The organism is Rhizobium sp. WSM1328, from assembly GCF_057653715.1.
This window is the reverse complement of record NZ_JBYGKO010000005.1, coordinates 403,759-414,235: the sequence shown is the minus strand read 5'-3', so window position 1 is coordinate 414,235 and position 10,477 is coordinate 403,759. Positions and strand designations below refer to the sequence as shown.

At 60.5% G+C, this 10,477-nt stretch carries 11 protein-coding genes; all 11 read left to right on the top strand.

All coding sequences use genetic code 11. The annotated features are described in order from the left end of the window. Positions 1-364: 364 nt before the first annotated feature. The 11 genes from traI to trbI all read left to right on the top strand — a co-directional run bounded on the left by traI (position 365) and on the right by trbI (position 10,472). Positions 365-991 carry an acyl-homoserine-lactone synthase gene (gene traI / locus AC2444_RS36415; RefSeq protein WP_012760237.1) on the top strand — a complete coding sequence of 209 codons (627 nt, stop codon included), beginning with the start codon at positions 365-367 and terminating at the stop codon, positions 989-991. A 13-nt stretch (positions 992-1,004) separates the two neighbouring features. Beyond that, positions 1,005-1,970: a P-type conjugative transfer ATPase TrbB gene (gene trbB, locus AC2444_RS36410; RefSeq protein WP_012760238.1), complete on the top strand. Its 966-nt coding sequence runs from the start codon at positions 1,005-1,007 to the stop codon at positions 1,968-1,970. After that, positions 1,960-2,340: a TrbC/VirB2 family protein gene (locus AC2444_RS36405; RefSeq protein WP_012760239.1), complete on the top strand. Its 381-nt coding sequence runs from the start codon at positions 1,960-1,962 to the stop codon at positions 2,338-2,340. The genes trbB and AC2444_RS36405 overlap by 11 nt, the downstream gene beginning before the upstream one ends. Beyond that, positions 2,330-2,629, top strand: coding sequence for a conjugal transfer protein TrbD (locus AC2444_RS36400; protein ID WP_012760240.1), 300 nt, complete (start codon positions 2,330-2,332; stop codon positions 2,627-2,629). Before AC2444_RS36405 ends, AC2444_RS36400 begins: the two co-directional genes overlap by 11 nt. A gap of 9 nt (positions 2,630-2,638) precedes the next feature. Beyond that, on the top strand, positions 2,639-5,086 hold the full coding sequence (locus tag AC2444_RS36395; protein ID WP_012760241.1) for a conjugal transfer protein TrbE: 2,448 nt from the start codon (positions 2,639-2,641) through the stop codon (positions 5,084-5,086). Beyond that, a complete protein-coding gene (trbJ, locus tag AC2444_RS36390) occupies positions 5,058-5,858 on the top strand; it encodes a P-type conjugative transfer protein TrbJ (protein ID WP_012760242.1) in 801 nt (266 codons plus the stop codon). Before AC2444_RS36395 ends, trbJ begins: the two co-directional genes overlap by 29 nt. A 219-nt stretch (positions 5,859-6,077) precedes the next feature. Continuing rightward, positions 6,078-7,226, top strand: a complete 1,149-nt coding sequence (trbL, locus tag AC2444_RS36385; protein ID WP_012760244.1) for a P-type conjugative transfer protein TrbL — start codon at positions 6,078-6,080, stop codon at positions 7,224-7,226. Positions 7,227-7,245: 19 nt separating this feature from the next. Further along, positions 7,246-7,908 (top strand): conjugal transfer protein TrbF, encoded by a 663-nt coding sequence (locus tag AC2444_RS36380; RefSeq protein ID WP_012760245.1) that lies wholly within the window; start codon positions 7,246-7,248, stop codon positions 7,906-7,908. 16 nt (positions 7,909-7,924) lie between these two features. Next, on the top strand, positions 7,925-8,746 hold the full coding sequence (gene trbG / locus AC2444_RS36375) for a P-type conjugative transfer protein TrbG (protein ID WP_012760246.1): 822 nt from the start codon (positions 7,925-7,927) through the stop codon (positions 8,744-8,746). 2 nt (positions 8,747-8,748) lie between these two features. Next, complete coding sequence (gene trbH, locus AC2444_RS36370) at positions 8,749-9,177, top strand: conjugal transfer protein TrbH (protein WP_012760247.1); 429 nt, start codon at positions 8,749-8,751, stop codon at positions 9,175-9,177. 14 nt (positions 9,178-9,191) lie between these two features. After that, complete coding sequence (gene trbI / locus AC2444_RS36365) at positions 9,192-10,472, top strand: IncP-type conjugal transfer protein TrbI (RefSeq protein WP_012760248.1); 1,281 nt, start codon at positions 9,192-9,194, stop codon at positions 10,470-10,472. Positions 10,473-10,477: the final 5 nt, after the last annotated feature.

The following is a 10,477-nucleotide window of genomic DNA, read 5'->3' as shown; positions in this document are numbered from 1 at the left end:
TTTCACCTCGCGACGGTTTTTCACCGATCATCGCGCATTTTCCGTCGCAAGGGTTGCAGTTCTCGCCTGAGTCGTCAAATGTTCTTTGGTTAACGAAAACTTAACGAATGACCCGCTGCCGGCAACCTGTTGCTGGCCTTCACCATATTTTTCATATGCTTAAGACGATCCCGCGGCCTCCAGCGCCCGTCTCTGTACCCGCAGTTTTGCGGGTGCGGCCCAATATGGGCCGACCGTCCCGGCGCCCAACCCGGCGTCACCATCGGCCCTGACCGATGCGCGACTCGCAGATTTGCGACTGGAACCAACCCGCCGCTTTCCGCAAACCAGCATCCGCAGACCAGCCTAATTGCGGAGTGGGATGATGAAGCTGATAGCACTCAAGACGACAAAATCGCGCAAGGACGCAGCACTTCTCGATCAAATGTACCGGCTGCGGTCGCGTGTTTTCGCCGACCGTCTCGCCTGGAACGTGTCCAGGTCCAACGGGCGGGAGCGCGATCAATTCGACGAATTCGGGCCGACCTATATTCTTGCCCTATCGGATGGCGATGTGGTGATCGGCTGCGCACGGCTGCTGCCGGCCATCGGTCCTACCATGCTGCAGCAGGTCTTCCCGCAGCTTCTTTCGGCAGGACGGCTCGACGCCGATCCGGCCATGATCGAAAGCTCTCGTTTTTGCGTCGATACCGCGGGTTCCCGTGGGGCCGGGGAAGGGGGCCTGAGCGACGTCACGTTCGGCATGTTCGCAGGCATCCTCGAATGGTGCCTCCATCACGGTTACCGCGAAATCGCAACAGCCACCGATGTTCGCTTCGAGCGAATCTTGCGGCGCGCCGGCTGGCCGATGCAGCGCCTTGGTCAGCCGATCATGATCAACGAGACGCTGAGCGTGGCCGGCATCCTGCCGGTCAAGTGGGAGAACTTCGAACGGGTCCGACCGCACGCCTACCGCTCCGCATTCGGTGCGCGGCGCCAGCATGCGGCATAAGCAGGCAGCCGCGATGTCGATACCCAACCTGGCGCTGCCGCGCCTTATCCGCAAACTCGAGGACGCCCTTGGCGAGGAACTTTGCCTTGCCCTCAACGACCCGAGCGTCGTCGAAATCATGCTGAACCCCGACGGAAATCTGTTCGTGGAGCGTCTGGGACGCGGGATCGTCCATACCGGCCAAATGGACAAGCGCGCCGCCGAGGTCGCCATCGGCTGCGTTGCACACGTGTTGAATACCGAGGTGGGCGACCGAAAGCCGATCGTCTCCGGTGAACTGCCCCTTGGCGGCCATCGTTTCGAGGGCCTGCTGCCCCCGATCGTCCCCGCGCCGTGTTTTTCGATCCGCCGGCGGGCGTCGCAGCGCATCCGGCTCGAAGACTATCTGACAAGCAGCGCCATGACGGCCGGTCAGGCCCTCATGATCCGCCAGGCGATAGATAAGCGGTGGAACATGGTCATCTGCGGGGGGACAGGGTCCGGCAAGACGACCCTGACCAATGCTGTCGTCGCAGCGATCGCCGAGCAGGCTCCGAACGACCGATTGGTCATTCTGGAGGACACGGTCGAGATCCAATGCGCCGCCAGCAACGCGGTCGCATTGCGCACAAGCGATCGTGTCGACATGGCGCAACTCCTGAAGAGCACGATGAGATTGCGGCCGGACAGGATCATCGTCGGCGAGGTTCGCGACGGCGCAGCGCTCACTCTGCTCAAGGCCTGGAACACGGGCCATCCCGGGGGCGTGGCGACCATCCATTCAAATACCGCGCAATCGGCGCTTCGACGGCTGGAGCAACTGACCGCCGAGGTGAGCAGGCAACCGGTACAAGCAGTCATAGGCGAGGCAGTCGACCTGATCATCTCGATCGATCGAACCCCAAAAGGCCGCCGCGTCAGCGACATCCTGCGCGTTCATGGCTTTATAGGCGGCGAGTATCAGCTCGAGACTCGTGGAGACCTGCAGCATGCGGCTTGAACGCTCGATAGACCTCGCCGCCATCGCGCTTGTATTGGCCTTCATCCTTGCCGACCCGGCTTGGGCAAGTTCGGGCGGCGGCCTGCCCTGGGAAGATCCTCTTCAACAAATCCAAGAATCGATCACCGGTCCGGTTGCCGGGTTTATCGCGCTTGCTGCTGTCGCAATCGCAGGCGGCATGTTGATCTTCGGCGGAGAACTCAACGACTTCGCACGCCGGCTCATGTACGTGGTGCTCGTTGCCGGCATTCTGCTTGGCGCGACCCAGATCGTCGCCCTTTTTGGCGCGACCGGCGCCTCTATCGGCATTGCCGATCACAAGCTGAAGGCCCGCGATGGCGAAGAGGGGAGGGCAGGTAATGGCGGTTGAGGCGACCACCTTGCAGCGCAATCCCATACATCGCGCGCTTTCGCGCCCCAACCTCCTGATGGGTGCGGACCGGGAACTGGTTCTGATCACGGGACTTGCGGCGATCATCCTGATCTTTGTCGTCCTGACGATCTATTCCGCGCTGTTTGGTGCGGCGCTGTGGACCGTCATCGTCGCAGCGTTGAGAATGATGGCAAAGGCCGATCCGCTGATGCGACGCGTGTATATCCGCCACATGGCCTACAGACCCTCCTACAGGGCCACGTCCTCCCCCTGGCGACGTTACTGAGGGGCAAAGATGGTATCCCTTCGCGCTTTCCGGCACACGGCGCCGTCCTTCGCCGATCTCGTCCCCTACGCAGGGCTTGTCGATAACGGGATCATCCTGCTCAAGGATGGCTCACTGATGGCTGGCTGGTATTTTGCCGGGCCTGATTCCGAAAGCTCCACCGATTTCGAACGGAACGAGGTGTCGCGCCAGATCAACGCCATATTGTCACGTCTCGGGTCCGGTTGGATGATCCAGGTAGAGGCGGTGCGGCTCGCAACGGTCGACTACGCCTCGGCTGGGAAATCGCATTTCCCCGATCGGGTGACGCAGGCGATCGACGAGGAACGACGAGCCCACTTCGAGCGCGAGCAGGGGCATTTCGAAAGCCGTCATGCCATCATCGCCACCTATCGGCCGACCGAGCAGCGTCGATCGAGGCTCAGCAAGTACATCTATTCCGACGAAGACAGTCGAAAGCAATCCTATGCCGACACCGTGCTCTTCATCTTCCGCAATGCGATCCGGGAAGTCGAACAGTATCTCGCCAATATCATTTCCATCAGGCGAATGCTGACCCGGGAGACCGCCGAGCGCGGCGGCGCGTGCGTTGCTCGCTATGACGAACTGCTACAATTCGTCCGCTTTTGCGTGACGGGCGAGAACCACCCTGTCCGACTTCCCGATATCCCAATGTATATCGACTGGATCGTGACCGCCGAGCTTCAGCACGGTCTTGCTCCCAAGGTGGAGGACCGTTTTCTCGGCGTGGTGGCAATCGACGGCCTTCCATCCGAAAGCTGGCCGGGCATCCTGAACAGCCTGGATGCGATGCCGCTTGGCTATCGATGGTCGTCGCGCTTCATTTTCCTCGACGCCGAGGAGGCGAGGGTACGCCTTGAGCGGACCCGCAAGAAGTGGCTGCAGAAGGTTCGACCTTTCTTCGACCAACTTTTCCAGACGCAAAGCCGTTCGGTCGACCAGGACGCAATATCGATGGTCGCCGAGACCGAGGATGCAATCGCACAAGCATCGTCACAGCTCGTCGCTTATGGATATTACACGCCGGTCGTCGTGCTGTTCGACAACGATGCGGAACGACTTAACGAAAAGACGGAAGCGATCCGGCGTCTCATCCAGGCCGAGGGCTTTGGCGCACGAATCGAGACGCTGAATGCGACCGACGCCTATTTGGGGAGCCTGCCTGGAAACTGGTATTGCAACATTCGCGAGCCGCTGATCAACACGCGCAATCTCTCCGATCTCATCCCGCTCAACTCCGTCTGGTCCGGAAATCCGCAGGCACCTTGCCCGTTTTACCCACCCGATTCACCACCGCTGATGCAGGTCGCGACCGGCTCGACGCCCTTTCGGCTCAACCTTCATGTCGATGACGTCGGCCATACCCTGGTGTTCGGTCCCACCGGCTCAGGAAAGTCGACGCTCCTTGCGCTGATCGCTGCACAGTTCCGCCGCTACGAGAACGCCCAGATCTTCGCCTTCGACAAAGGCCGTTCGATGCTGCCGCTGACACTTGCTTGCGGCGGCGATCACTACGAGATCGGCGGCGACGAAGACACCGGGCTCTCCTTTTGCCCGCTGTCCGAACTGTCGTCGGACGGCGATCGTGCCTGGGCGTCCGAGTGGATCGAAAGCTTGGTGGCGATGCAGGGCATCTCGATCACGCCCGATCACCGCAACGCCATCTCCCGCCAGATCGGCCTGATGGACGGGGCTCCGGGTCGGTCGATCTCGGATTTCGTCAGTGGCGTTCAGATGCGCGAGATCAAGGATGCTCTCCATCACTACACCGTCGACGGCCCGATGGGCCAGTTGCTCGATGCCGAGACCGACGGCCTCGCACTGGGGCTATTTCAGACGTTTGAAATCGAGCAGGTCATGAACATGGGCGAGCGCAATCTCGTGCCGGTGCTCACCTATCTCTTCCGCCGCATCGAAAAACGCCTAACCGGCGCGCCAAGCCTCATCGTCCTCGACGAGGCCTGGCTGATGCTCGGTCATCCCGTGTTCCGCGACAAAATCCGGGAATGGCTCAAGGTGATGCGCAAAGCCAATTGCGCGGTGTTGCTTGCCACCCAGTCGATCTCGGATGCCGAACGCTCTGGCATCATCGACGTCCTGAAAGAGAGCTGCCCAACGAAAATCTGCCTGCCGAATGGGGCAGCCCGCGAGACCGGGACCCGCGATTTCTATGAGCGGATCGGCTTTAACCGACGGCAGATCGAGATCGTCGCGACCGCCATACCGAAACGGGAATATTACGTCGCGTCACCCGAAGGGCGCCGCCTGTTCGACATGGCTCTTGGCCCGCTGACGCTGTCGTTCGTGGGCGCCTCGAGTAAGGACGACTTGAAGCACATCCGTGCGCTTCATGAAGAACATGGCCCTGAATGGCCGCTGCACTGGCTCCACAAAAGAGGGATCAAGGATGCTGCATCGCTTCTCAAAGACGCATAGGCTTCTGATGGTCGCAGCCCTGTCAAGCGCGCTCGTTCTGCCTGATCCTGCAAACGCCGGCAGCGCGACGGGCGCTGCAACGGAATGGACACAACTTGCCAACAATGCCGAGCTGATCAAGTTGCTCGAAAGCTCCAGCGTCCAGGTCGAAAACCAGCTTACCCAGATCAGCCAGCTCGCCGAGCAGATCCAGAACCAGCTGAAAATCTACCAAAACATGCTGCAGAATACAGCGCAGCTGCCCAACCACATCTGGGGCGAAGTCGAGAGCGACCTCAAGCGCCTGCAGAGTGTCGTCTCGCAAGGGCAGGGGATCGCGTTTTCCATGGGCAACGCCGACGATATCCTCAAACAGCGCTTCCCGAGCTATGCGGATCTCAAGACCAGTCTGTCGGACGGGACGAGCTTCTCCTCGACCTATCAGTCTTGGTCCGACACCAACCGTGACACGATCGCGGGCAGTTTGAACGCCGCAAGCCTGACGGCGGACCAGTTCGAGACCGAAGAATCCACCATGGCCTCACTCCGCTCGATGTCCCAAAGCGCGGATGGGCAGATGAAGGCCCTGCAGGTCGGCCACCAGATCGCGGCGCAGCAGGTCGCCCAGATGCAGAAGCTGCGCGGTCTACTTTCCCAGCAAATGACGATGATGGGCACCTGGCTGCAGGCAAACCAGACCGACAAGGACCTGGCGCAGAAGAGAAGAGAGAAGTTTTTCGAACCCGCGGGAAGAGGAATCCCAGATGGACAAATGATGGAGCCGCGCTGGTGAGCCCTGTCGCGATCATTGCCTTCCGCGTGGGTACGGTTGGAGTGGCCACCGCAGCGGTCCTCATCATGGTGGACACGCATTCCCATCCTGCCTCGACGACCGCGACAGCCGCCGAACAACGCCTGAGGATTTCTTTAAGCCGTTGACGAAACGGCATCTGAGGCAAGGACAGGAGATGCGGACAAGGTGGTAAACTCAGGACGAACACTCGGATTGATCATGCTTGCGATCGGCCTTGCGATCGTGGCGGTAGGGCCAGCCTTCGCCCAGCAAGGATCGGCGCTCTCGACGTTGGAAAACCAGGTGGTCAGTGCCGCGAAGGATTGGGAGTCGACGGTGTCACGGGCAGCTCGGTCGCTCTTTTGGATCCTGGCTGGGATAGAAATTGGAATAGCAGCCGTATGGCTGGCGCTGCAAGCTGCGTCACTGGATAGTTGGTTCGCGGAACTCGTTCGCCGGATCATGTTCGTCGGTCTCTTTGCCTTTATCCTGGATCGGGGACCAGCCCTCGCCAAGGCGGTGGTGGACAGCCTATATCAGTTGGGCGCGGAAGGTGGCTCCGCTTCTCCGGCCGCGATCTTCGACGCTGGCATAGAGGTCGCGGACAAAATGTCCGAACAGGTCCAGTTCGGCCTCTTTGAGGACAACTCTCTGGCTATTGCCGCCGTCTTCGCCATGGTTGTTGTCGTCATCGCGTTCTCGCTCGTCGCCGCGGTGTTCGTCGCTGTCATCGTCGAAATGTATGTAGGCTTGTTGGCCGGCATGATCATGCTTGGATTAGGTGGTTCATCCTTCACCAAGGACTTCGCGGTCAAATATCTCGTCTATGCGTTTTCAGTCGGTATGAAGCTGATGGCACTGGTAATGATTGCGCGCATCGGCTCGGAGGTTCTCATCGGCTTGGCCGAGGTGTCGGTCGCGGCTGAACAGCAACTCATCACCAGCCTGGCGATCGCTGGCCTATCAGTTGTCGTCTTCATGATATCAATCTACGTCCCAAACATTCTGCAGGGTGTCGTCCAAGGCGTCTCCGTCAGCGGCGGCATGGAGGTGATCCGCCATGGCGGGCAGGCGGGATCATTCGCACTGGGCGCAGGGATTCTAGCTGGCGGTGGCGCCAGCGCGGGCTTTGCCGCCGCGCGTGCTGCGCGTGCCGAGGGTGCGTCCATAGCGGGCGCTGCCTTGCGCGGCGTGGGTGCGGGATTGAGCGCGACGGGCGAAGCGGTCGGATCCGCGGCCAAGGAAAAGGCGATCGGCTCACCCGGCGCCCATGCCAGCTCTCTTCTTGGCCTCGCCAATGCGAAACTCGATCAGGCGCAGGCACGCGGCGGTTTACGCCCGTCGCCGCTCCGCGACGACAAAAAATAATCACCGCAAGGATCGGTCGATGGCAATGCAACGCGCCCCTGAGAACCCATATCTCGCCGCCAGGCAGGAATGGAACGAACGATATGGTTCCTATGTCAGGGCGGCGGCGGCCTGGCGCGTTGTCGGCATGATCGCACTGGCAATGGCCGTGATCGGCTTCGTCTATGCGCTCTATTTGAGCACGCAGGTCAAACTCGTCCCCTATATCGTCGAGGTCGACAAGCTTGGGACCTCGGTCAGCGCGGGTTTTCCTCAGCAGATCGAATATGCCGACCCGCGGGTGGTTCGCGCCACGCTCGGTGGCTTCGTCACGAGCTTCCGGTCGGTGACGCCAGACGCCGTCGTTCAAAAGCAATACATCGATCGGACGTATGCGCTGCTTCGGACATCCGATCCGTCGACCGAGAAAATCAACGCCTGGTTCCGCGGCAATTCGCCGTTCGAGAAAGCCAAGAACGCGACAGTTGCGATCGAAGTCAGCAACATCGTCGCCCTCTCCAACCAGTCCTACCAGATCGACTGGACGGAGTTCGAGCGCGATCGGAAGGGAAAGGAAACCGGAACACGCCGATACCGCGGGATTGCGACCGTTACGCTGACGGCACCACAGGACGAGGGCGTGATCAGGCTTAATCCGATCGGTCTTTATCTGAAAGACTTCGAGTGGACCGCGCAGCTTTGAGGACAGGGATACGTCGATGAGAAGAGCAACATATCTCGCGGCCCTTGGCTGCGCCTGGGTCGTCGTCTTTGCGACAAACGAAGCCAAGGCGCAGAGCATGACCGCAAACGAAGCAAAGGGCGCGAACCTCTCAGGAAAGTGGCGCGGGGGCACGGGGCTCGTCACCAAGGGGGCGGATGGAAAGGTCATCTTCCTGTTTGGAGAAACTCAGCCGTCGGTGGTGTGTTCGCCGCTGCAGGTCTGCGACATCGAGCTTCAGGGCGGCGAGGTCGTTCGCGATGTGCTTGTCGGCGACACCGTTCGATGGAAGGTCGAACCGGCAACGTCCGGCGCCGCGGGCGGCCAGGCGATCCACCTCATCGTCAAACCGTCGGAACCAGGCCTCGTCACCTCCATGGTGGTGACGACCTCGCGCCGGACCTATCATATCCAGCTCAAATCACACACGAGCCAGTACATGGCGCGCGTCGGCTTCGACTATCCGGAGGATGTGTCGAGCAAGCTTGCCGATGTCAACGCCCGTCTCGAAGCTGGAAGGACGCCGGGAGCAGGCGTCCCGTCGGAGCAATTGACCTTCGCCTATTCGGTTAGCGGCAAAGCCTCGTGGAAGCCCATGCGCGTCTATTCGGACGGCCTGAAGACCTACATCCAGTTTCCCCGCTCGATCGCCGGTCAGGACGCGCCGGTGCTTTTTGTCGTCTCAGGCGGCCAAAATCGGGTCGTCAACTACCGTATGAAGAACGACATGATGGTAGTGGACTATAATATCGACCGCGCGGTTCTCATCTCCGGTGTTGGAAAGCACAAACAGAAGATCACCATTCGCAGGGGAGGGTGACCATGCGAAGCCTCCTACTATCCGTCATCGGGTGCCTGCTTGCAGGCTGCACGACCGCCACCGACGGCCCTACCGCTAGCTCAGTCTCGCGCGACCTCTCCGACCCTGCCGCCAGTGCGATCGCAGGCGACATGGTCGGTCGGCTTGCGGAACAGGTGGGCCCGGGGATCAACAAGGTCAAATTTAACGAGGACGCCACGCCCTTCGGGCAGGCCATGGAAGCCGCCCTGAAGGCATGGGGCTACGAGGTCGTGACGGAGCAGAAGCTCGACGAGACGAAACGCATGGTCGCCCTAACCTATGGCGTCGACGACCTTGAGGGGCAGGCGCTTGTTTCGATATCGGCAGGTTCGATTGAACTCGCGCGGGCTTACGCCACTAGCGCGACCGGCGCATCGCCGGCCAGCCCCGTCTCTGTCAGGCGCAATTAGGGGAGGAGAGGGGGGTGGTCCAATCGCTTCAGCTTGGCGGCGCTTCAAACAAGGACAGCAGCAACAAGCGGCTGAACCGCATCCCGATCATCATCGCCATCGCCCTGATCGTGCTCTTTCTCGGCGTGATCAGCTACGGTCTTTCGTCCCGCGGGTTTTATTTTCAAGGGGCGGATGGCATTGGTCAGGCCTCGAATGCGTCGGCCTCCACTTATGCCGATCAGCTGAAGCGAGGCGTCAAGGATGCCATCATCGGCGATCCCGAGCAGACACAGATCTATCAGCCGGCACCGGTCAGCAACAGGCAAGAGGAGAAGTCGCAACACACGGTCGAAACCGAAAAGACCGAAAGGGCGCGCAATAAGCCCGGTCTCGAGCCGGAGGAGGAATGGCTTGCCCGCCTCGGGCGTGAGCAGCGAGAGCAATTCCTGCGGGAGCGCCATCGCCAGCAAATGGCAAGTCTTCAAGCCAAAGCCGCAGCACTTGATTCACCACTTGCCGTCGATGTCAGTCTAAAGGATCTTTCCGCCGCCGATACGACGCAGGCGAATACCCAAAGCGCAAAAACACCTGGCGGGGCCTCAGACCTGTACGCTGCGGCGATGCAGGCAGGACTTTCAGGGCAAAACGGCGATCCCAACATGCAGTCAGCGAAAGAATCATTCTTCAACCAAGACATCAAGGATCTCGGCTATCTGCCGAACAAGGTGGCGCCTCAGATTTCACGCTACGAGCTGAAACGCGGTTCGGTCATCCCCGCCACGCTGATTACCGGCATAAGCTCCGATCTTCCGGGGCGGATTACCGCCCAGACAAGCCAGAATGTCTACGACAGCGCCACCGGCCACCAGTTGCTCGTCCCGCAAGGTGCCAAGCTCTTTGGCCGCTACGATCACAAGATCTCTTTCGGTCAGTCGCGCGTGCTGGTCGTGTGGACCGATATCATCTTTCCCAACGGCTCGACCCTTCAGCTCGGCGGCATGGCGGGGACCGACGCTGAAGGCTACGGCGGCTTTCGAGACCAAGTCGACCGACATTACCTTCAAACGTTCGGTTCGGCGGTTCTCATCGCTCTTATCGGCACAGGGGTCGATATGGCCATGCCGGAGAGTTCGACGGAGGATACCGCCTCGGACGCTGCCCGGCGGAATTTCGCGGATGTTTTCGGACGGTTATCCGAACGGAGCGTGGGCAAAAACCTCGACGTCCAGCCGACACTTCAAATCAGACCCGGCTACAAGTTCAACGTGCTGGTCGACCAGGACGTCGTTTTCCCAGGCCCTTATCGCAACTGATCTAT

What these genes read in the sequence shown, in the direction of transcription:
- traI (WP_012760237.1), top strand. Translation starts at nt 365, where the DNA reads ATGAAGCTGATAGCACTCAAGACGACAAAATCGCGCAAGGACGCAGCA.
- trbB (WP_012760238.1), top strand. Translation starts at nt 1,005, where the DNA reads ATGTCGATACCCAACCTGGCGCTGCCGCGCCTTATCCGCAAACTCGAG.
- AC2444_RS36405 (WP_012760239.1), top strand. Translation starts at nt 1,960, where the DNA reads ATGCGGCTTGAACGCTCGATAGACCTCGCCGCCATCGCGCTTGTATTG.
- AC2444_RS36400 (WP_012760240.1), top strand. Translation starts at nt 2,330, where the DNA reads ATGGCGGTTGAGGCGACCACCTTGCAGCGCAATCCCATACATCGCGCG.
- AC2444_RS36395 (WP_012760241.1), top strand. Translation starts at nt 2,639, where the DNA reads ATGGTATCCCTTCGCGCTTTCCGGCACACGGCGCCGTCCTTCGCCGAT.
- trbJ (WP_012760242.1), top strand. Translation starts at nt 5,058, where the DNA reads ATGCTGCATCGCTTCTCAAAGACGCATAGGCTTCTGATGGTCGCAGCC.
- trbL (WP_012760244.1), top strand. Translation starts at nt 6,078, where the DNA reads ATGCTTGCGATCGGCCTTGCGATCGTGGCGGTAGGGCCAGCCTTCGCC.
- AC2444_RS36380 (WP_012760245.1), top strand. Translation starts at nt 7,246, where the DNA reads ATGGCAATGCAACGCGCCCCTGAGAACCCATATCTCGCCGCCAGGCAG.
- trbG (WP_012760246.1), top strand. Translation starts at nt 7,925, where the DNA reads ATGAGAAGAGCAACATATCTCGCGGCCCTTGGCTGCGCCTGGGTCGTC.
- trbH (WP_012760247.1), top strand. Translation starts at nt 8,749, where the DNA reads ATGCGAAGCCTCCTACTATCCGTCATCGGGTGCCTGCTTGCAGGCTGC.